The 20,303-nt window shown below is 50.9% G+C and carries 19 protein-coding genes and 3 pseudogenes; 12 read left to right on the top strand and 10 right to left on the bottom strand.

The features are described 5' to 3' along the window. Positions 1–28 precede the first annotated feature (28 nt). On the bottom strand, positions 29–1,312 hold the full coding sequence (locus ACXI0A_RS21215) for an arsenical efflux pump membrane protein ArsB (RefSeq protein WP_476147306.1): 1,284 nt from the start codon (positions 1,310–1,312) through the stop codon (positions 29–31). Between the two features lie 64 nt (positions 1,313–1,376). Further along, positions 1,377–1,730: a metalloregulator ArsR/SmtB family transcription factor gene (locus ACXI0A_RS21220; RefSeq protein ID WP_476147305.1), complete on the bottom strand. Its 354-nt coding sequence runs from the start codon at positions 1,728–1,730 to the stop codon at positions 1,377–1,379. A 318-nt stretch (positions 1,731–2,048) separates the two neighbouring features. Between ACXI0A_RS21220 and ACXI0A_RS21225 the strand changes: the two genes are divergently transcribed. Together ACXI0A_RS21225 and ACXI0A_RS21230 are read left to right on the top strand one after the other, a co-directional pair. After that, positions 2,049–4,643, top strand: coding sequence for an EAL domain-containing protein (locus ACXI0A_RS21225; protein ID WP_476147304.1), 2,595 nt, complete (start codon positions 2,049–2,051; stop codon positions 4,641–4,643). Between the two features lie 725 nt (positions 4,644–5,368). Then, entirely contained in the window at positions 5,369–6,532 is a 1,164-nt protein-coding gene (locus ACXI0A_RS21230; protein ID WP_476147303.1) for an EAL domain-containing protein, read from the top strand. 103 nt (positions 6,533–6,635) lie between these two features. On the opposite strand, the gene ACXI0A_RS21235 is transcribed toward ACXI0A_RS21230, so the two are convergent. Continuing rightward, complete coding sequence (locus tag ACXI0A_RS21235; RefSeq protein WP_476147302.1) at positions 6,636–6,965, bottom strand: hypothetical protein; 330 nt, start codon at positions 6,963–6,965, stop codon at positions 6,636–6,638. A 195-nt stretch (positions 6,966–7,160) separates the two neighbouring features. Between ACXI0A_RS21235 and ACXI0A_RS21240 the strand changes: the two genes are divergently transcribed. From ACXI0A_RS21240 to ACXI0A_RS21250, 3 genes are all read left to right on the top strand, one after another. Continuing rightward, entirely contained in the window at positions 7,161–7,445 is a 285-nt protein-coding gene (locus ACXI0A_RS21240; protein ID WP_476147301.1) for a hypothetical protein, read from the top strand. A 173-nt stretch (positions 7,446–7,618) separates the two neighbouring features. Then, positions 7,619–7,885, top strand: coding sequence for a hypothetical protein (locus tag ACXI0A_RS21245; RefSeq protein WP_476147300.1), 267 nt, complete (start codon positions 7,619–7,621; stop codon positions 7,883–7,885). An 86-nt stretch (positions 7,886–7,971) separates the two neighbouring features. Beyond that, positions 7,972–8,169 carry a hypothetical protein gene (locus ACXI0A_RS21250; protein ID WP_476147299.1) on the top strand — a complete coding sequence of 66 codons (198 nt, stop codon included), beginning with the start codon at positions 7,972–7,974 and terminating at the stop codon, positions 8,167–8,169. A 124-nt stretch (positions 8,170–8,293) separates the two neighbouring features. On the opposite strand, the gene ACXI0A_RS21255 is transcribed toward ACXI0A_RS21250, so the two are convergent. The 3 genes from ACXI0A_RS21255 to ycgZ form a co-directional block, all read right to left on the bottom strand. Continuing rightward, entirely contained in the window at positions 8,294–8,560 is a 267-nt protein-coding gene (locus ACXI0A_RS21255) for a biofilm development regulator YmgB/AriR family protein (protein WP_476147298.1), read from the bottom strand. A 106-nt stretch (positions 8,561–8,666) separates the two neighbouring features. Continuing rightward, positions 8,667–8,930, bottom strand: coding sequence for a hypothetical protein (locus ACXI0A_RS21260; RefSeq protein WP_476147297.1), 264 nt, complete (start codon positions 8,928–8,930; stop codon positions 8,667–8,669). 106 nt (positions 8,931–9,036) lie between these two features. After that, positions 9,037–9,273 carry a regulatory protein YcgZ gene (ycgZ, locus tag ACXI0A_RS21265; protein WP_476147296.1) on the bottom strand — a complete coding sequence of 79 codons (237 nt, stop codon included), beginning with the start codon at positions 9,271–9,273 and terminating at the stop codon, positions 9,037–9,039. A 918-nt stretch (positions 9,274–10,191) separates the two neighbouring features. On the opposite strand from ycgZ, the gene ACXI0A_RS21270 reads away from it, so the two are divergent. After that, positions 10,192–10,593: a hypothetical protein gene (locus tag ACXI0A_RS21270; protein ID WP_476147295.1), complete on the top strand. Its 402-nt coding sequence runs from the start codon at positions 10,192–10,194 to the stop codon at positions 10,591–10,593. Positions 10,594–10,619: 26 nt separating this feature from the next. On the opposite strand, the pseudogene ACXI0A_RS21275 reads toward ACXI0A_RS21270, so the two are convergent. Continuing rightward, a pseudogene (locus ACXI0A_RS21275) lies at positions 10,620–11,411 on the bottom strand (conjugal transfer protein TraG N-terminal domain-containing protein); the annotation flags it as partial. On the opposite strand from ACXI0A_RS21275, the pseudogene ACXI0A_RS21280 reads away from it, so the two are divergent. Together ACXI0A_RS21280 and arsC are read left to right on the top strand one after the other, a co-directional pair. Next, positions 11,373–12,344, top strand: a pseudogene (locus tag ACXI0A_RS21280) (arsenic transporter); the annotation flags it as partial. The pseudogenes ACXI0A_RS21275 and ACXI0A_RS21280 overlap by 39 nt on opposite strands. A 47-nt stretch (positions 12,345–12,391) precedes the next feature. Then, positions 12,392–12,820, top strand: coding sequence for a glutaredoxin-dependent arsenate reductase (arsC, locus tag ACXI0A_RS21285; RefSeq protein WP_137387514.1), 429 nt, complete (start codon positions 12,392–12,394; stop codon positions 12,818–12,820). 42 nt (positions 12,821–12,862) lie between these two features. Here the strand turns inward: arsC and arsH are convergent, their stop codons facing one another. Then, the gene (gene arsH / locus ACXI0A_RS21290; protein ID WP_476147294.1) at positions 12,863–13,585 is read right to left on the bottom strand and encodes an arsenical resistance protein ArsH; all 723 of its coding nucleotides are present in this window, start codon (positions 13,583–13,585) and stop codon (positions 12,863–12,865) included. Then, entirely contained in the window at positions 13,582–13,917 is a 336-nt protein-coding gene (locus ACXI0A_RS21295) for a metalloregulator ArsR/SmtB family transcription factor (RefSeq protein WP_476147293.1), read from the bottom strand. The genes arsH and ACXI0A_RS21295 overlap by 4 nt, the downstream gene beginning before the upstream one ends. Positions 13,918–15,300: 1,383 nt before the next feature. On the opposite strand from ACXI0A_RS21295, the gene umuD reads away from it, so the two are divergent. From umuD to ACXI0A_RS21315, 4 genes and pseudogenes are all read left to right on the top strand, one after another. Next, on the top strand, positions 15,301–15,750 hold the full coding sequence (umuD, locus tag ACXI0A_RS21300; RefSeq protein WP_137387517.1) for a translesion error-prone DNA polymerase V autoproteolytic subunit: 450 nt from the start codon (positions 15,301–15,303) through the stop codon (positions 15,748–15,750). Between the two features lie 8 nt (positions 15,751–15,758). Continuing rightward, on the top strand, positions 15,759–17,033 hold the full coding sequence (gene umuC / locus ACXI0A_RS21305) for a translesion error-prone DNA polymerase V subunit UmuC (protein ID WP_137387561.1): 1,275 nt from the start codon (positions 15,759–15,761) through the stop codon (positions 17,031–17,033). A 59-nt stretch (positions 17,034–17,092) separates the two neighbouring features. Further along, positions 17,093–18,136 (top strand): annotated as a pseudogene (umuC, locus tag ACXI0A_RS21310) (translesion error-prone DNA polymerase V subunit UmuC); the annotation flags it as partial. Positions 18,137–18,383: 247 nt separating this feature from the next. After that, positions 18,384–19,229, top strand: a complete 846-nt coding sequence (locus ACXI0A_RS21315; protein WP_476147292.1) for a TIM barrel protein — start codon at positions 18,384–18,386, stop codon at positions 19,227–19,229. Positions 19,230–19,233: 4 nt separating this feature from the next. Here ACXI0A_RS21315 and ACXI0A_RS21320 read toward each other — a convergent pair whose 3' ends face one another. Continuing rightward, complete coding sequence (locus ACXI0A_RS21320) at positions 19,234–20,214, bottom strand: LacI family DNA-binding transcriptional regulator (RefSeq protein ID WP_200575227.1); 981 nt, start codon at positions 20,212–20,214, stop codon at positions 19,234–19,236. Positions 20,215–20,303: the final 89 nt, after the last annotated feature.

The following is a 20,303-nucleotide window of genomic DNA, read 5'->3' on the forward strand; positions in this document are numbered from 1 at the left end:
GGGGGACATGCGTCACCCCGGATGCGTGTCAGAATGTCAGACGCAGCGCCAGTGCGGCCAGCGTAATGGTCAGCACCGGCAACGTCATAACGATGCCGACCCGGAAGTAGTAGCCCCAGCTGATGCAGATGTTTTTCTGAGACAGGACATGCAGCCACAGCAGCGTTGCCAGGCTACCAATCGGCGTGATTTTCGGGCCGAGATCGCAACCAATAATGTTGGCAAAAATCATCGCCTCCCGAATGGTCCCCTGCGCGTGACTGGCATCAAGGGAGAGGGCACCAATCAGTACCGTCGGCATGTTATTCATCACTGATGAGAGGAATGCAGTAAGATAACCGGTTCCCAACGCAGCCCCCCAGACACCTGAAGAAGAGAAATCATTAAGCAACGTGGTGAGGTACCCGGTCAGCCCTGCATTACGTAATCCATTAACCACAAGATACATACCCAGTGAAAACACCACAATCTGCCAGGGCGCATGACGCAATACCCTTCTGGTGTCAATGATATGGCCACGCCGCGCGACCATCCAGAGTATCAGCGCACCGGCCGCCGCAACCAGGCTGACCGGCACGCCGAGGGGTTCCAGCGCAAAGAAGCCTGCCAGCAGCAATACAAGGACCAGCCATCCGGCGCGAAAGGTGTTGATGTCACGGATAACGTCACGCGGCACCCTCAGCTTTGCTTCATCATACTCCGCGGGGATCTCTCTGCGGAAAAACAGGTGCAACATAGCAAGTGTCGCCAGTACCGAAGCAATATTGACCGGCACCATTACGGAAGCGTAATCGCGGAATCCCAGATGGAAGAAGTCAGCGGATACGATATTGACCAGGTTTGAAACAATAAGCGGCAGACTGGATGTGTCTGCGATAAAGCCCGCAGCCATCACGAACGCCAGCGTTGCACCCCGACTGAATCCGAGCGCCAGCAGCATAGCAATGACAATGGGTGTCAGGATTAGCGCCGCACCATCATTGGCAAAAAGCGCGGCTACCGCCGAGCCCAACAGTACATTAAAAGTGAAAAGGCGTTTCCCGTTGCCGCCTCCCCAGCGTGCAACGTGCAGTGCGGCCCACTCAAAAAATCCAGACTCATCCAGCAACAAGCTGATGATGATCACGGCAATGAACGTGGCCGTTGCGTTCCAGACTATCTGCCAGACGACGGGAATATCGTCTATATGCACGACGCCGGTTAACAAAGCCAGTGCGGCTCCAGTCGCTGCACTCCATCCAATGCTGAGCCCGCGAGGCTGCCAGATGACAAATATCAGGGTGAGAATAAAAATTGCGCCGGCCAGCAGCATGCTTCCTCCAGAAAAAAATGCGCCAGGACACATTCGTAAAAACAAATGTATTAAGTCAAAATTTTTACAGGCAGACGGCTCTGCCGTTAGTGGTCGTATGGTCCATCTCTGAATGGTCAGCCAGCTCGCGGATGTCGTTACGCTGACTCAGCCACGCCTGTTCGATGACGGATGCCGCCCATGCTGGCATGTGTGGTGACAGGCGATAATGGATCCACTTACCATCGCGCCTGTCTGCCAGCAATCCGGTAGATCGCAGTAATGCAAGGTGGCGGGAAATCTTAGGCTGAGGTTGTTCAAGAATGCCAGTAAGTTCGCATACGCAGAGCTCACCTTTCTCTTTCAGCAATAACACCATCGTCAGGCGTGTTTCATCCGAAAGGTTTTTAAACAGCTGCAATGGGGTGATCGATAGCATTCTGGTTCCGAATCCTTCAAGTTTCGTCATGTTGAAGACGGAGCATAGCTCAAATTCATATTCAAAAAAAGAGATGTGTTTTAGAGTGGTTCATCTTTCAATGAGTAAATCTGGCTGATATCACATTCATTCATCCCGGTTACTTCTGCTGGCCTGTTTTTCTTCAACCCTACCACGGCCAATTAGCTCAACATCAATAAGATGCAGAATAAATGCATTTTCAGGGCAGCGGGTGTTCAGTTTTGCCCTTTGCCGCCGATAATCGGATCATGAGTTGTGAAAAGCCACAGTGAAGAAAAGCGGTTAAACGGAGTAAACATGAACGTAATTGATAAAATGCAATTTACCTCCGGGCAGGTACGGCTTCTTGTCAGACAGCCAATGATAATGATGTTCATCTTACTTGGGCTGTCATTTATCATTGCGCTTTCCTCTGTCATTTTTATTGCCGACCAGTTAAACACCCGCTCTGACAAGCAGACGCGCATTATGCTTGAGAAACTCCTCGCTAATCGTCAGGAAACTATGCGATCTCACCTGACTGACAATGCTGAGTGGGGGGAGGCTTACCGCAATCTGCACCGCAATCTTAATGTTGAATGGGCATGGGATAATCAAAATCTGGGCGAGTCGCTTTTCCAGACATTTGGTTATGAGGGCGTGTTTGTCATCGCTCCACATGGAGTAACCCGTTACAGCGTTCTTGAGGGTAAAAACCGTTTAGAACCTTTCCCGCTATGGCTGGGTATCGATATGCTGAAAAGCCTGAGTGCGCAGCTTGAACAGACGGGGGGTAAAGCCGTCAGCCGACTGGTCAGTGTTAAAAATGATGCCATGCTAATCAGTGCAGCATGGATATCCAGTGGAGGAGATCTCAGCGTTAAACCGGTTGCCGGTCCGCCCTCTATCATGATCTTTGCTGACAGACTGACGGATAAAAAGCTAACAGATGCCGGGCTGGAGTATGGCATTGAGAATGCCCATGTCGTCAACAGTTCTGGGCGCTTCAGCGGCAGAAATAGTCTGACACTCCCTGCTACGGGCGGGAGTGTGACGTTTGCATGGCAAAGTGCCGCACCGGGGGCAGCATTGCTAACTACGCTTCTCCCTTTGATCGTGGTTCTGATGCTCGGAACCTTTTTCTTCGCTTATGCGTTGATGCAAAATGCGATTCGCAAAGCGCGTATCAGCGATGAGAGTATGTTTCTGCTGGAGCAGAGTCGACTAGCACTGTCAGCCAGCGAGCGAAGATTCAGAGATGTTGCGGAAACCACCACAGACTGGATCTGGGAAGCCGATGAAGATCAAAAACTGATCTGGATTTCCGATCGCTTCCCTGCCCTGACCGGCCACCATATTAATGACTGGCGGGGGAAGCGACTCAGTGAATTTTTAGTCACTGAAGAGCCGATCACCTTACAACTGGCAGAATTGCTGCGTGTCGGGGGGAATTTGCGGTTGCGGGAGTGTCGCTATCTTTCTGCACAGCAATACATTCGCTATTGCAATCTGACGGTGCGGCGTGTGATTTTCTCCAACGGAAAAAAGGGCTTCCGTGGAACGGCAACGGATGTGACCCATGAGGTGGAGGCAAATGCGCGCGTTCACTACCTCTCTCACTTTGATGAGCTGACCGGTCTTCCTAACCGACTACAAATGAAAGAGTTTTTACATGGTCAGTTGAGTGAGTTAAGCCTTTCAGAGCGCACGCTGGCAATGATTATGCTCGACCTGGATATGTTCAAGCCTGTCAATGATCTTTATGGCCATTCTGCTGGCGATGAAGTGTTGCATGAAGTGTCAGATCGCCTGCGCCGGTGCGTGGATAGCTCGGGGCTGGTGGCCCGGCTTGGTGGCGATGAATTCACTATCCTCCTTCCTGATGTCAATCATCGCGAGGTCGTGGAAAAGTTATGCCGGTGTATCATTGCTGAAATTAACCGCCCCTTCCTTGTACACGGAAATGAAATTTTTATTGGCGTAAGCCTTGGGATTGCGCTTGCTCCACAGGATGCCAGCAGCGCGAATGATCTGCTTCGCTTTTCTGATATCGCGCTTTACGGTGCGAAGAATTCAGGACGTAATAACTGGCTATTTTATCAGCGGGACATGGGGGAAAAGATTGTACAGCGCCGTGAAATGGAGCATGAGCTTCGGGAAGCTATTCACACTAATCAGCTATTCCTGGTCTACCAGCCCCGATTTAACGTCTCTATGGCACAGGTCAATTCTGTTGAAGCGCTGGTCAGGTGGCAGCATCCGCGTCGTGGTACATTGATGCCGGATCAGTTTATTCCGCTTGCGGAAGAAACCGGGCTAATTTATGCCCTTAGTGACTGGGTATTGCTGAAAGCCTGCGAAGATACTTTGCATTATCTGCCGGCTATGGCTGTTTCGGTTAATATCTCCGCTTCTGAACTTCAGGATAAAGGCTTCTGTAAGCGTATAACATCTGTGCTCGAAAAGACTGGCCTGCAAGGCGAACGTCTTGAAATCGAGGTGACTGAAAATGCGGCCCTCCATAATCCTGAGCAAACCCAGCAGATCATGAAGGAAATCAAAGCAATTGGAGTTAAAATTCTTATCGATGACTTTGGGACAGGATACGCGTCACTAAGTTATCTTCGATCGTTTCCTTTCGACGGTATTAAACTCGATAAATCCTTTATATTTCCGATGACGGAATCCCATCAGGCGCGATTGATTGTGGAGAATATGATAGGTCTTGGTAAAGCCTACTCGCTTAACGTCACCGCTGAAGGGGTGGAAACGCGATTGCAACTTGAGCAACTGTCCAGCCTGCAATGTGACAGCCTTCAGGGGTATTACATCGGCAAGCCTATGTCAGCAGTTCAGGTAAGAAACCAGTATCTTAAGCCAGCCGGAGCAAATAAAAATCCCGCAATCATCTAAAAAAGATTGAAACTTGAGGGGCTTCCGGATGCTGATAAATCATTCAATGTTGTTAGACATAAGCAAAACCCACTGTTATGAGCAGGTGTGGAAAGGTCTGTTATTCAACAGAACTTACAATCGGGTCTTGATTCTTGCTGGTTGTCTTCTTAGCCGTGATGCCCGTCATCGAAAGCCAGGAGAAGCTGAATGAAGGCTTCAAAAAAATAAAAAAAACCGGCAGATTGGCTGCCGGATAAAATATTCAAGTTTCCAAGAGATTGGGTTATACCCGGCACTAACTATAGATTATTCCAGAAAAAAATCGCGATTTTAAGTTTAAAGTGGCTTCTGGCAGGGCAGTTTTCAGAATCACCCTATAAAACTACAGTTTTGAAGGTGAAGATTAGCGAGTTGCGGCCATAACTTGATGAATTTATTTTTTTATCGAAAAAGTAAGCCTTGTAATAAGAAAGAAGAACTGATGAATCCTTTGCTGAAGGGGACGTCAGGTCAATATCAAACGGCCGTTTTTTTTCTAAGTCTCAGGTATCAAAGAAAACGTGGCCCTTTAAAAATTTCTTCATTTATATCGATGTAATTTTAACTGAGTAATTTTTGAGAAAGACAAAAAGTTCACTGTTTAAAATGACCTGTTAATTTGCGCTCCGCTAATAATAATTTGTCAGTTAAGGAAACAGGCTGTTATGGTGTGCGTGGACAATCTTAATTAAGCGGAGCAGAGCATGCTTACGACTATAATATACAGAAGCCATATTTCAGACGATGTACCCATCAAAGTTCTGCCGGATATGGTCAGCCAGGCAAGCGGTTTTAACGCCAGCAGGGACGTCACGGGTATCCTGTTGTTCAATGGCACGCACTTCTTTCAGATCCTCGAAGGGCCTGAAGAAGGTGTGAAGGAAGTTTATGCGAGGATCTGCTCAGACAATCGCCATCACAACGTCGTGGAACTGATGCGGGATTATTCTCCCTCACGCCGTTTCGGTAATGCAGGTATGGAGCTCTTTGATTTGAGAACCCATGATCAGGAAACCGTGCTGCAGGCAGTACTGGACCGGGGGACGTCCCGCTACCGGCTGACTTATGACGATCGCGGACTCCAGTTTTTGAGAACTTTTGTCGAATCACGTGAGAAAGAAAACTACTTCGAGGTTCTTCCCTCTGACTACTGGGAGTTCGTGCCGGCGGACAACGACCCCGTCACCTCCGGGGATACGGGCATCAGCTTCAGACCGGTAGTGGATCCGCTGGGTCGTGAAGTAACGGCCATTGAAGCTATTCCTGACAGATTACAGGACGGCCTTAAAGATGATGAGCGCTATGCCTATGACCTGGAAGCAGTGTGTCTTGCGCTGGAAAAAGCCGGCAAAGCCTGCCCAGACGGGATCCCACTTTATGTCACCATACTGCCCATGACGCTGGTGGCTATTCCGGGCGCTGTTGGCCAGATTGTCAGCGCGATTGAGTCCGCAGAGCTTGTGCCTGAGCAGGTTATCCTTGGGGTCAGTGAAAGAGAGGTCATATCGCAACTGGACGAATTCGCGAGCGCCATCCGCTTTCTCAGACAGGCGGGCATAAGCATTTCAATCGATAACTTTGGTGATGGTTCTGCGGGACTTTCTCTGCTGGCTAGCGTTCAGCCTGATCGGGTTCGCATTGACGCCGGTATTATCCGGCATATTCACCGCAGTGGCCCTAAGCAGGCGGTTGTCCATGCCGTTATCAGATGCTGTTCAGCGCTTGAAATCAATATCATTGCCGCCGGCATTGAGCATCCGGAAGAGTGGATGTGGCTTGAAGCCGCAGGGATCATCGATTTTCAGGGAAGTCTGTTTTCACCTGACGGTACTGCCGTTGCCTGGCCCGAGTCCAGGGAAGCGATGTAAGCATCTTGAGATATCATGGACGTCTTCAGGTTAATTACCCGTAGGACGTCCGGTTACTGCCAGCTCTCAGACCGTGTCTGGTGTTTTATCACACGTCAGAGAGCTAAATGGCTCTCACAGCAGCATTCTGCTGAAGCGTTCTCCCTCTTACCCTGGCAAGCGCTGCAGATGATTTATCCAGTATGCTCTTGCCCGTTTTCTTCGGCTGAACCGGTGTCCTTTTCCTGTTGTCCTTCTCAAGCCAGACCCGAAAATGCGCCGTCATCGCGCTGGCATGTTGCTTATCGGGAGTACGATAAATCAGTAACCGGCTGACTGTCTGATGGCTCTTATCAAGGACATAAATTTCATATCCCGCATCTCTTTTTTCGCATTCAATCGCTGTGAAATGCATTGCTGGCCAGCGGTTAACCCGCTCCAGAAACTCGCTCATTATCATAATTATTCCTATTCTTTTTATTTGCAGGCTATTACTTTTTTCACTGGTCCGCCCAGATTAGACGCAGTCAGCAGCGTTGCAAGTTTGTGGACCGGTTAAAATTGTAAAGATGAGGGAATGAGACCGGTCAGGTTTTGAACGGTCCTCCAGGTCCACTGATAATTTGCAGGAGTAATTGAATGATCAGTAATGAACGTCTGCAGCGCATCGCTGAAAAATACATATGATGATGTCTCTGAAGCTCAGGAAATGGCGAGGGAAATTCTGAATTACAGACGTGCGCTGTCAAAGCCCTGGGCCATTACAGAGCCACTGGGCTCGAAATACGTTAAAGACGGGAAAGGCGCCATGGTATGGGCTGCACGTTACAGCGGCCGCCATGACATTCCTCTTAACCGGCTGGATACTGATGCACTTCCGGGTGTCAAAGTAAGCAGTAAAACCGCTGGAAAGTCTGATAATTCTCAAAATTAAGCTGGTTCTGACTTACCTGGCCCGATTACGCATACCGGCACGTGCTGAATAAATCCGATTATAAGAACTGACCTTTTGCTGGTGCTGAGCGACCTTAAACGCGAAATCCGCTGGTGTCATGGGAGGTTTGACCTGTGATAAAATGCTATGAAGATTCACCTGCCGGAAAGTTTATGAAAAATACGCCTGACGATGCTATGACCGAGATCCTCATCGGCGAAGCCGTAACAGATTTGCTCGAAACCCGGGCTGCTATATCCTGGAACGCCCTGCTGCAGAAATTGCAGTCAGCGATGAACAATGAAACCAGCGAGGTCCGGATACGGGCAATGCAGCGCGCCATTGATGAAGTCAGACAGGAGATGCAGTCAAAAACAGGGCAGAAAGAAACGAAGCCAGGCACTCTGCAGAGTGAAGCATGGCGTCCAAAATTGCACTGATGCACCCTTGTGGCTTAACGCTCCGGTTTCTGTAAGAACGTGAATCTGATAGACTGTATGTCTATCCACATACGGACGGAGGTCATGTGAATAATGACGACGCCGCCGAAGATATCTACGCCGTCATCGGGACGGTTGTAGCACGCCTTCTAAAGCCGGGTGAATACCTCACTCTTCACGAAATTACCACGGCACTTCATGCGATGAGCGAAACGGAAGCTGGTCAGGATGTGCGTCATGCCTGCCGGGCCGCAATCCAAATGCTTGCCCGCCAGATGCACTGAGATAATTTTCGACATTTGAACAGCCCAAAATGAGGCGCGACCTCCAAGTGTTCGTTGTAGAGAATCGCTGGGGCTGTCGCTGCGAATCGGAAAAAGTTCTTTATCTTAACTCCCAACGGTAATGCTAAGCCCTTTCACTTTCTGGCGTGCGGCCCAGTACAATTTCCAGCGTGTTACGTAGCACGTCCAGATTAACAACGTCAGTTTCATTCTCAATTTCAGCTACGAGGCAGAGGATAAGGGTTTTGGTCGTCACCTTCCTGCCTCCAATCACGATGGTCCTGATAGCTGCATCCAGCACCTTAGTTTCGGCAGACAAGTCATCTCCCGCCTCGCGGAAGTGGTGAATAATCGCTGCTTCAGTGGTCTGGATGTGGCTTAACTGCTGCATTTTAATTCCATATTCCTTTCGGAAGTTAATGAGTTAAACGAGGTAACGGTTTATAGCTGTACTCTCTTAAGTCCCTCTGACGTGCAAAGCTCTTCTCTGCAGCCAGTTAATCTTTATTACCGGCAGCGTCCGAAATGAAGCCTGCGAGCAGGGACTCATTAATCGTTTCATCTGGCGAAATCCCGGGCGCTATTTCTTTGATAGCCAGCTTTAGGGCTGATGTCCTTGCCGGAACCGTTTCATCAGCCATCATCTTTTCCAGGTGCACTTTTAGCGAATGTGCGCTGACTCTGCTTCCTGCGCAAAGCAGCTCAACACTCGCCTCACCAAGGACAATATCTTTAAGTTTGATGATTTCGTAGTTGCTCATTTCCGCCTCTACGGTACTGACCCATACCGGGCAAAAAAATAAGACACCACGGCGGGTGTCTGGTCTTACGCACAGGTGTTATCTGGTATAACAGTTGTGCTCAGTTTCAGAACAACATGGCGATCAGAGACTGATAGTGTCGCTCTTCATGCAAGTTTGCCGCACTTTCAAGGCGTTTCAGTGAAACTGAGCGAATTGCTTTACGGTTGAGGCTTTTACCGGCCTGAAGAATTTCAACGACTACCTGCCCCATAGTCTCCTGCTGATTGGCGTGGGCTGAAATGTTATGAAAATGAGCAATGTCGCTGGCAGTATCCGGGTGTGTATTAACGTTCTGACGCATGGGAATCCTCTCAGATGGTTAAAATTATCGGCTCTGACTGAGCGTAAAGTTATACAATTACCTTAAAGTTGTACAAGGATTGTGTTTTGGTACAGATATATTTTTTTTGCAAAAAGTGCTAAGGCTTTTTAATCATTAGGATAAGTGCTGTTTTTTTTCCCCGACAGAGTTTATTTCACGGCGGCTGGTTGTACAGAAATTCAAAACTGGAAGATTGTATTGCTTAACAAGCAGTTCCAGTAACTGTCATACGGTGCTGCCACACTCCCTGTAGTCAATGTAAGAATGCTCAGCCACCATTTGCCCCTTTTGCCATGCTAATCGACCACTTTAAAGTTGAAACCGCCTGCAGACCCATTGGTATATAAAGCATCTCACTTCAATAACCAGCTGGCTGGTTAATGATATGGACATCTTCCTGAATGGCCGCCGTTTAAGCAGCGGCCATTCAGGCGCACTGAAGCCAGACGGTCGGAGACGGAAGAAACAACCCGCGGCACCACTCACAGCAACGAAGAATCCAGTAGTTACAGCATCCATTCTAACAGCCACTGCAGTTCCGACCCTTCGGGTCGGGCGGCGGCGGCTTTTTCAGAGGTAAATCGGGGCTGGTGCGGGGAAACGGGCGCGTTTTGGAGCGCTGATGTAGGTGAGTTTGTTCAGGACCGGGCGCAGACTTGTTGTCCGGATGGGCTCTTTGGATGAGGTCGGCTCGGAGTTGTGGAAAACAACAGATTAATGTTTGTTGTAACTAATAAAAGTTTACTGCTCTCAGGTGAGTGCTGCTACCGCTGAGGTTAAAGTCGATTACTATCCTCCTTCACTTAAACCAGTGCAGTGAAAACTCAGCATATGCTGTGCTAAGGTAGAAACGCCTTTAGTAAATTTAGCTTATGTGAATAGCGCTCGGGAGATGCGATGAAAAATACAGCTTTTAATCGCGGTGTTAAAGCGGCCACTCTATGGCAGCGTTTCACTCAGCTGGCCCGGAAGACTCATGCCGGATGCATAAGCTGGGCAGCGAGACGGGGTTTACCAAGTTTCGCAGGCCGTTTGCCCGTTCCCATTGCCTGCCTCACTCTTATTACTGTCGCCATTGCTTGCGGTCTTATCATCGGAACCATGTTGCTGCTTGTCTCTGCTTTTGCATACATGATATGCAATATTTCTTTGAATAATGACGAAGACTATTGCCGTGAAAATGTGTCTTATGGAACTGAGTGGCGAAGTGGAAATGAAGGTTCGGGTATTTATACTGGTTCTTCAAGGCCTGGCGCCACGTCATCGAGAGTTGATAATTTTGATGATGAAGAGGACTAGAGGGAAATTATCCCTCTAGTCTGAGATCATAATTTCACTGCACTTTTAGCAGTATTAACGGCATCCCCGCCCGCTTTCTGTACATCATTTGTGCCAGTTTTAAACGCCGAATCTAAAGTTCCTCCAATCCTGATACCTGCCCATGATAGCGCCCCCATCCAGACCGCAGGTAGCACCAGAAACATCGTGGCCATCACGAAGTTCATGATTAGGTCATCCGAACTGTTCTGGAAGCCGGCCATATTAAAGCTGCTGTGTGTATCTGAGCTGTAAAGCGCGGTCAGCAGCCAACTGTCGAGCCAGCGGGCCAACTCCCACCAAAACGTCAGGAAGTTCAGCGCAAAGAGCACGAATGTGAGCGTTATGACCGTTTTAATCTCGTAGGCAGAGAACGCCAGAATAAGCGGCAGAATCACGACAATTGCCATGAGCAGCACGGCCTGGACCATTGGCAGCGCCTGACGCATGGCATCAAACGCCGGGAACGCAGCCAGACTGCCTAATGCGGTTCCACCTATCGCCGCCACGCGGGAAACGGAGTTATCAAGCGTAAAATCGGCATTACCACCGTAGCCGGCATAAACGTGTCCGCCCTGTGAAACCGTCAGGCTCTCCGGGCTGACAAGACGGCGAATAATGGCTTCCCTGTAGTCATCCGTATTGCCTCCAATCATTGTCATGGCAGCTGAAAGACGGGTCCACAATCCTGGGTCAGCCTGATCGACTACGCGGGCCTGTAGTCCGGTATCTGCTTTATTCCACCATTCACTACAGGTCGGATGGCAGCGCTGTTTGCGAATGATGGCGCAGCGCTGATACTGACGCCGATCGTGATTGCCATGCTGCTGGCGCTCGGATTCAGCCGGGGTGCGACCCTGGCGTTCGTCATGGCGGCGGGTTTTATCGCAGATACGTCCAGCCTGCCGCTTATCGTGTCTAACCTGGTCAATATCGTTTCGGCGGACTTTTTCCATCTGGGATTCAGTGATTACGCGTCGGTTATGGTGCCGGTCAATATTGCTTCGGTGCTGGCGACGCTCATTATGCTGCACTTGTTTTTCCGAAAGGAAATCCCGGCAAAGTATGACGAGGCGAAGCTCAAAGCGCCACGCGACGCCATACGTGATATCAGCACGTTTCGCACCGGATGGGTGGTGCTCATTTTGCTGCTGGCTGGATTCTTTGCGCTGGAACCGCTTGGCGTGCCGGTGAGCCTGGTCGCGGCTGTCGGCGCACTGATCCTCTGGCTGGTCGCGCGGCGCGGCCACGTGATTGATACCCGCAAGGTACTGCGCAATGCGCCCTGGCAGATAGTGGTGTTTTCACTGGGCATGTACCTGGTGGTCTACGGGCTGCGTAATGCAGGTCTGACGGAGTATCTGACCACGCTGCTCAACGATTTCTCCGCTTCGGGCGTCTGGGGGGCGGCGATGGGAACCGGGTATCTCACCGCCCTCCTCTCATCCGTCATGAACAACATGCCCACGGTGCTGATTGGCGCGCTTTCCATTGATGCCAGTTCGGCACAGGGTATCGTGCGTGAGGCCATGATTTACGCCAACATTATCGGCTGCGATCTTGGGCCAAAAATCACGCCAATTGGCAGCCCGGCCACACTCCTGTGGCTGCACGTGCTGTCACAGAAAAACATCCGTATCAGCTGGGGTTACTACTTCCGGGTCGGCATCGTTATGACGCTGCCGGTGCTGACCGTAACGCTCGCCGCGCTCGCGCTGCGTCTGTCGATTTGACGATAATCCGGGGCGGCGCATGCAGTCCCCTTACACGAGGCTTTACCATGTCTGACATCACCATTTATCACAATCCCGCCTGCGGCACCTCGCGTAATACGCTGGCGCTGATCCGCAACAGCGGCGCAGAACCCGTAGTGATCCATTACCTTGAAACCCCGCCGACGCGTGAAACGCTTGAAGCGCTGATTGAAGCGATGGGTACCGGTGTACGGGCGCTGCTGCGTAAAAATACTGACCCGTATGAACAGCTGGGCCTCGCCAGCGACAGCTTCTCAGATGAACAGCTACTGGATGCCATGCTGGCTCACCCGATCCTGATTAATCGCCCGATAGTGGTAACGCCGCTGGGAACAAAGCTTTGCCGCCCTTCAGAAGTCGTGCTGGACATTCTGCCTGACCCGCAACAGGGCCCATTTACTAAAGAAGATGGCGAAGTGGTGATTGGTGCGGACGGTAAACGCGTCAGCCAGTAATCAGAAAGGATGAAAAGAAAAACCGGCGTTTCGCCGGTTTTATCAGATGCTGCGCTGGTTAACCCTGTCTGAGAGCTGCTCCGCGCTCTCCTTTCTCTCGCTGTAGCGGTCGGTCAGGTAGTCGCTTCGTCCACGCGTCAACACGGTGAACTTCATCAGTTCTTCCATCACGTCCACGATGCGCTCGTAATAGGCCGACGGCTTCATCCGACCCGCTTCATCGAATTCCGCCCAGGCTTTGGCCACGGAAGACTGATTAGGGATGGTGATCATGCGCATCCAGCGCCCCAGAATACGCATCTGATTCACCGCGTTAAACGACTGAGAGCCGCCGCTGACCTGCATCACCGCCAGCGTTTTACCCTGTGACGGGCGCACCGCGCCGGTTGCCAGCGGTATCCAGTCAATCTGCGCTTTCATCACGCCGGTCATCGCGCCGTGACGCTCCGGTGAACACCACACCATGCCTTCTGACCACAGCACCAGCTCGCGCAGCTCGGCAACCTTAGGGTGCGTTTCAGGCGCGTCATCGGGAAGAGGCAAGCCGGATGGATTAAAAATTCTGATATCGGCTCCCATCGCCGTCAGCAGTCGAGCCGCTTCTTCCGTGGCAAAACGACTAAACGAACGTTCACGTATAGAACCGTACAGCATCAGTATGCGCGGCGCATGAGTGAGCTCTGTCGCCGCCAGCTTTGCGGTCGTCACCGGTGCATCAAACAGGTCAGCATCGATATTGGGTAGCGTCATGTCCGTCAGGTTCATTGTGTTTTCTCCGTTAACTGTGTGGGCAGGCTGAAGCCGCATCCCCCTTCTCCGCTGCAGCACTCTTCGACGAGAAAGGCCAGCAGCTGCTCCAGCCGCTCATACTGTGGCAGGCAAAACAGCGTACGCCCCTGGCGATCCTGGCGGATAAGCCCGACAGACATCAGCGCGGAAAGATGATGGCTCAGCGTGGATGCAGGGATATCCAGATGCTTCTGTAAATCTCCGACCGGCAACCCACCATGTCCGGCCTTAACCAGCGTTTTGTAAACGGCCAGCCGCGTAGGATGGCCGAGTTCCTTTAAGGCGCTGGCTGCAGTGTTCAGGTCCATAGCAATCCCCATTTATCTATATTTCCAGAATAGTAGAAATAAAATTCCAGTCAACAAGTGTGATTGAGTTGTTATGTCCTCAATAAGGAAAATGTCCGCTGATCGCTTACTACAGCTTTTTCGCCCATGCATTGGCAGTTTCGTGCCAGGAGCGGACGTTTTCAACATCTGTATGCATTAATCTTTGGAGAAGAGTTTTCACTGCATAGCTATGCAAATGCGCCGAAATCATCAAGGGCATTTTTCGGGATTTGAGCCGGGGAAAGGTGCCGGAAGGGGTGTTATGGTAAATCCGGACACCTGATGGGCCCTACTTGCTAGCAATAGCAACCGCGTGCATAGCAACTGCATCCAGAGCCAGAACAACAGCCCATAGTTGCGGTTTTCTGTGGGTCTTCGTAGATAGCAAACACTGACACCGCTTTGCCGCGAACGTGCACGCGCACAGCGGCTATCTCATCTGCTGGGCCTATCACTGGCATTGCTCCATATTGGGACAAGTTGATTCGGAGTTTGTTATCTTCGATCTTTGTCTCGAAGTTCGCTTGCTTCAACTCAGCGCCCTCATCATCTCCACATGCACACTGTCCATTTTCATCTTCCAGATGGAGGTAAATGGGAGGTGCGGATTCGTTTTTTTTCGGGGAGAGGGTATCGGTACTCATAGGATTTCTCCAATCAGTTTATTGGTTGAGTTATGGCTCGCAACACCGTCCTATGGCAGTGTGAGTTAGAGGGAAATACAATTCTTTACCTTTTCGTCATAGCGATAATAAGCAAAGCACATGCCCATTCGGGCATCAAGGTGGGGGCCGCTTGGAAAAGGAAAAATATCCTATGCCAAGGCTTTTTTTTACCAGTATGGTATAGATAACCACCTGAACTACCGCTGCTCCGCCCTCTGTTATTCGAAAGATAGTTCCGTACATCCCTTACAGTCATGGGTTTCTGCTCAATGGAACGAAATCACCTCTTAAGCGCAAATGCTTAACGTAAGATGATTTCTCTTTCCCATGCTGCCCCCTATGTAAGCCATCGACGCGAAATCTACGACTGAAGCCCGCAAAACGGGCTTTTTCATGCCAGTTGGACAATAGATGTTATGTCTAATGCGGCATAACATTCCTATCCCATAGTTTTGACGTCAGCTCCTCGCTCAAAGCTGCCCATAGGTACACGAGAATCCTTTTGTAAAATTGTCTTCTAAGGGATTGATCGTACTGAGCAGCACCCTTTTTATTCGAATAAGTCACATCTCCCCACTTGTCAGCGCTTCGAAGCTCATTAATACTGTATGCATGAACAGTATTAGTTTGGGGGTTTTCATGCGCATTTCATCTTTTTTACTAAATCAATTATTGCCAAGTGCCCGGGATTTAAAAAATGAAGGCCGTTAGTTACACGCAGGGTCTGACGCTACTCTGGCCTCCCGTATTTACGCCGCCGCTAAGAGTGCCGCTTTACGCAGATCCATGCGCTGCTGGATTCCCCTCCCCTGCCCAGGATTATGTGGAGAAAGAGTTAGATCTGAACGAGCTCTGCATAAAACGCCGCGCTTCTACGTTCTTTGTTCGCGCAAGCGGAAGCAGCATGCAGGAGCTGGGTCTTTGTGACGGTGATGTCATGGTGGTTGACCGCGCCGAAGAAGCCTCGCACGGCGATATTGTCATTGCTGAAGTCAACGGTGAGTTCACCGTTAAGCGTTTGCAGCTGCAACCGCGACTTGCATTGCTGCCCATGAATCCCGCCTACTCCGTGATATACCCGGAAGAGCTTCAGTTGCTTGGTGTTGTCACCTGGTTCTTTAACAGCACGCGTGCGCGCAGGAAGTAGCTATGCCTATGTTTGGACTTGCGGACGTCAACTCATTTTATGCCAGCTGCGAAGCGCTGTTCAGGCCGGATATACGTGGCAAACCCGTTGTCGTGCTCAGCAATAATGACGGCTGTGTCATTGCCCGCAGTGCCGGCGCGAAAGCGCTGGGCATAAAAATGGGAGCACCCTGGTTTCAGATAAAAACGGAAGGTTTTCCAGAAAAGGTCTTTATTTTCAGCTCGAACTACGGGCTTTACCATAACCTCAGCCAGCGAGTCATGACTGCTCTGGAAGAGATGACACCTCGCGTAGAGCAGTACAGCATTGACGAAATGTTCCTGGACCTGACGGGCATAGACGGCTGTGAAGACTTTGAACATTTTGGTCGGCGCCTCAGAACACACGTGCTCAGCACTACGGGCCTTACCGTAGGTGTGGGCATGGGGCCAACCAAGACGCTGGCAAAATCTGCGCAGTGGGCAAGCAAGGAGTGGAAGCAATTTCGTGGCGTGCTGGCGCTGACAAAAGGCAATCCGAGGAGAACGGCAACTCTTCTTGAAAACCAGCCAGTTGAGGAAATCTGGGGCGTGGGGCGACGCATAGGTAAGCGCCTGAACCAGATGGGCATCACTACCGCACTTCAGCTCTCACAGGCCAGTCCGAAGTTCATCCGGGATAACTTTTCCGTTGTACTGGAACGGACGGTACGTGAGCTTAATGGCGAATCATGCATACCTCTTGAAGAGCTTCCTCCGGCCAAACAGCAGATTGTCTGTTCACGCTCTTTTGGGGAACGCATTACCTCTAAGGAAAGCATGCAGCAGGCACTGTGCCAGTACGCAACGCGCGCAGCTGAAAAATTAAGGGGAGAGCGTCAGTTTTGCCGTCACGTCGGGATTTTTATCCGGACGTCACCACACGCCGTTAATGAAGTGTTCTACGGGAACAATGCTGGCGAAAAACTTGCCCTTCCCACTCAGGATACACGCGACATTATCGAAGTCGCTATGCGTTCACTTGATCGTATCTGGCTGGACAACCGGCGCTATATGAAAGCGGGTATTGCTCTGGATGATTTTACGCCGAACGGTATTACACAACTCAGTCTCTTCGAAGAGAACAAACCAAGGGCAAACAGTGCGCAACTGATGAAGGTACTTGATGGCATTAATCAGTCAGGGCTGGGCAATATCTGGTTTGCCGGACAGGGGATAAATACTGAATGGAAAATGAAACGGGAAATGCTCAGTCCTGCGTGGACAACACGCTGGTCTGACATTCCCGTTGCGCGGGTACGTTAATTAAAATGAGATGGCAAAAATGGACCTTGCCGGACGTTGTTTTTGTATTCCACATAAATCACAGCCTCAGCCAGAGAGTAATTACCGCGCTTGAGGAGATAACGCCACGCGTCGAGCAGTACAGCATTGATGAGATGTTTCTGGATCTCACCGGTATTGACGGCTGTGAGGACTTCGAAACTTTTGGCCGTCGCCTGCGTGCGCATGTGTTTACCACAACGGGTCTCACCGTCGGTATCGGCATGGGGCCGACCAAAACACTGGCAAAATCGGCCCAGTGGGCGGGCAAGGAGTGGAAGCAGTTTCGCGGCGTACTGGCGCTTACGCCAGGTAATCCGAAACGTACTGAAACCCTGCTGGCTAACCAGCCCGTTGAGGAAATATGGGGCGTGGGACGGCGTATCGGTAAACGACTCAACCTTATGGGCATCGAAACTGCTCTGCAGCTATCACGGGCGCGTCCGAAATTCATTCGAGATAACTTTTCCGTGGTGCTGGAGCGCACCGTACGCGAGCTGAACGGTGAATCATGTATTCCGCTCGAAGAGCTGCCACCGGCAAAACAGCAGATTGTCTGTAGCCGCAGCTTCGGCGAGCGAATTACCTCAAAAGTCGCTATGCAGCAGGCGCTGTGTCAGTACGCTGCGCGCGCAGCGGAAAAACTGCGCGGGGAACGTCAGTACTGTCGCAACATCGGCGTATTTATCCGGACGTCGCCACACGCAAACGGTGAGGTTTTTTACGGGAACAGCGCCGGTGAGAAACTGACGCTGCCAACACAGGACACGCGTGACATTATTGAATCTGCGATGCGATCACTTGACCGTATCTGGCTTGAGGGTCGAAGGTACATGAAAGCAGGTATCATGCTTGATAACTTCACTCCAAACGGTATAAGCCAGCTCAATCTGTTTGAAGATAACCAGCCGCGGGCCAACAGCGCACAGCTGATGAAGGTACTGGATGATATCAACCAGTCCGGAATGGGAAATGTATGGTTTGCGGGCCAGGGCATTAATACCGAATGGAAAATGAAACGGGAAATGCTCAGTCCTGCGTGGACAACACGCTGGTCTGACATTCCCGTTGCGCGGGTACGTTAATTAAAATGAGATGGCAAAAATGGACCTTGCCGGACGTTGTTTTTGTATTCCACATAAAGTTCGCGAAGAGTTAATTGCTGATACTTACTAAAACAACCCCCCACCTTGCAATTCCCTCTGCCTCTAACTGATAAAACGAATCCCCCATAATCTGAACACAGATCACAAAATCGGCACGCATAATTTTGTAATCGATTACTTTAAGTTAATTTGTAATCGATTACATATGATAAGGAGCTGAATTAAGATGAAAAAATTGATGGTGTTGGCCGGGATATTATCCATGTTGAGTGCTGTGCCCTCGCAGGCGTCAGCAGCGGTCGTTGAAGATGAAATTGGGCTGCAAATGTACACCTTACGTAATGTCGGCACTCCGGCTGAACAGTTCGCCATGGCTCATAAAGCGGGTTTTGAGCACGTTGAACTGGTAGGCACGCACGGCCTGGCAGCCAAAGAACTGAAATCCTTGCTGGATAAAAATCACCTGACCGTAACCTCATCCCACGTGCAATTAACGGCACTGGAGAGCGACTACGCACAGACCGTGGCGTTCAATAAAGCGGTGGGTAATCACACCATCGTGGTTCCGTGGATCAAACCGGAAGATCGCCCGGACAGCACCAAAGCATGGATAGACTATGCACAACGCGTGGATAAACTCGGCGCGAAACTGCGTAAAGACGGCATGCAGCTCGCTTACCACAATCATAATTTCGAGATGAAAAAGTACGATGGCGTGACCGCGCTTGAGATCATCTTCAATCACTCACGGGCAGAAAATCTGAAACTGGAGATGGACGCGGCGTGGGTTTCACGCGGCGGTCAGGATCCGGCGCGCCTTTTGAAAGAGTATCCGGGACGGATCTATGCGATTCACGCCAAGGATAATGCGTCGATTGGTATCCGCGACGATGAGATGAATTTTGCGCCGCTGGGCGAAGGCTTGCTGGACTGGAAAACCATTCTGCCTGCCGCCAAAGCCAGTGGCGTGAAGTGGTTTATCATCGAGCACGACAAGCCGAAGGATGCCTGGAGCATCATCACCACTTCACATCAGAATCTGCGTGCGGCGCTGGAAAAACTGCCGCATTAAGCGATCAGGCACTGGCGCGCACGATCAGGCGCCAGTCCATCATGACGCGCTCAGTTGGCGATTGCGGATCGTCTATCTTCTGCAGCAGCAGGCTGAACGCAGTACGGCCAATATCGCGCGATGGCTGCGCGATGGTGGTCAAAGGCGGAGAGATCATTTCAGCCAGTTCCGACCCGTCAAAGCCTGCAACGGCGATATCCTGCGGAACCTGATGTCCAGCGGCCTGGATGGCGGCCATCGCCCCGGCCGCCAGCGTGTCCGATACGGCAAATACCGCGTCCGGTTGCGTGTCGGCGTTGAGTAACGCTTCCATCGCACGCTTGCCAGCGTTGTAGCTTAGATCACTGGCGTAGCTCACCGCCTGCCAGGACAGACCGCGCTGTTCCAGTTCCTGCTGATAGCCCTGCTGACGCAGTTGGGCGTACTTATAGCTCAAATCATGATTGATCAGGGCAATGCGTTTACGTCCGCTGGCCACCAGATGCGCCACCAGCTGGCGCGAAGCATGGACATCATCGATGCCCACACAGGAGATATCGCCGGCATCGGCGTATTCGGCACACTGCACCCAAGGCATGTTGCCGATCAGCTGTGTCAGTTCAGTCAGCGTGGTGAAAGCATCCATGGTGATCACCCCATCCACCATTTTGCCTGCCAGCAGCTGCAGGCTTGAGCGGGAGCGATTGATGTCCGATCCGGAGTTACACAACAGAATGCGATAACCATTCTGCTCGGCCTGCTCTTCGATACCTTTCACAATTTCAGCGCAAAACGGGTTGGAGATATCAGAAACCAGCACCAGCACCATGGAGCTCCGCGCCGTGCGCAGCTGACGGGCTAACAGATTTGGCTGGTAGTTGCTGGCTTTAATGGCTTCCAGCACCTTATCCCGGTTTTTATCCTTTACGGTGTCACTATTATTAAGCACGCGTGACACCGTGGCCACGGAAACACCGGCCAGCTTCGCGATTTTCTGAATGGACATGATGACTCAACTTCCTGCGTCAGTTTCTGAATTGCAGGCTACCATAAATCGACGCATGACAATAAGTTAGGCAGGGTGGCTAATGCGGA

This window comes from Pantoea sp. C1E2, assembly GCF_056491465.1.

Coding starts and splice junctions, on each gene's coding strand:
- ACXI0A_RS21215 (WP_476147306.1), bottom strand. CDS start 1,312: ATGCTGCTGGCCGGCGCAATTTTTATTCTCACCCTGATATTTGTCATC.
- ACXI0A_RS21220 (WP_476147305.1), bottom strand. CDS start 1,730: ATGCTATCGATCACCCCATTGCAGCTGTTTAAAAACCTTTCGGATGAA.
- ACXI0A_RS21225 (WP_476147304.1), top strand. CDS start 2,049: ATGAACGTAATTGATAAAATGCAATTTACCTCCGGGCAGGTACGGCTT.
- ACXI0A_RS21230 (WP_476147303.1), top strand. CDS start 5,369: ATGCTTACGACTATAATATACAGAAGCCATATTTCAGACGATGTACCC.
- ACXI0A_RS21235 (WP_476147302.1), bottom strand. CDS start 6,965: ATGAGCGAGTTTCTGGAGCGGGTTAACCGCTGGCCAGCAATGCATTTC.
- ACXI0A_RS21240 (WP_476147301.1), top strand. CDS start 7,161: ATGAACGTCTGCAGCGCATCGCTGAAAAATACATATGATGATGTCTCT.
- ACXI0A_RS21245 (WP_476147300.1), top strand. CDS start 7,619: ATGAAAAATACGCCTGACGATGCTATGACCGAGATCCTCATCGGCGAA.
- ACXI0A_RS21255 (WP_476147298.1), bottom strand. CDS start 8,560: ATGCAGCAGTTAAGCCACATCCAGACCACTGAAGCAGCGATTATTCAC.
- ACXI0A_RS21260 (WP_476147297.1), bottom strand. CDS start 8,930: ATGAGCAACTACGAAATCATCAAACTTAAAGATATTGTCCTTGGTGAG.
- ycgZ (WP_476147296.1), bottom strand. CDS start 9,273: ATGCGTCAGAACGTTAATACACACCCGGATACTGCCAGCGACATTGCT.
- ACXI0A_RS21270 (WP_476147295.1), top strand. CDS start 10,192: ATGAAAAATACAGCTTTTAATCGCGGTGTTAAAGCGGCCACTCTATGG.
- arsC (WP_137387514.1), top strand. CDS start 12,392: ATGTCTGACATCACCATTTATCACAATCCCGCCTGCGGCACCTCGCGT.
- arsH (WP_476147294.1), bottom strand. CDS start 13,585: ATGAACCTGACGGACATGACGCTACCCAATATCGATGCTGACCTGTTT.
- ACXI0A_RS21295 (WP_476147293.1), bottom strand. CDS start 13,917: ATGGACCTGAACACTGCAGCCAGCGCCTTAAAGGAACTCGGCCATCCT.
- umuD (WP_137387517.1), top strand. CDS start 15,301: ATGAAGGCCGTTAGTTACACGCAGGGTCTGACGCTACTCTGGCCTCCC.
- umuC (WP_137387561.1), top strand. CDS start 15,759: ATGTTTGGACTTGCGGACGTCAACTCATTTTATGCCAGCTGCGAAGCG.
- ACXI0A_RS21315 (WP_476147292.1), top strand. CDS start 18,384: ATGAAAAAATTGATGGTGTTGGCCGGGATATTATCCATGTTGAGTGCT.
- ACXI0A_RS21320 (WP_200575227.1), bottom strand. CDS start 20,214: ATGTCCATTCAGAAAATCGCGAAGCTGGCCGGTGTTTCCGTGGCCACG.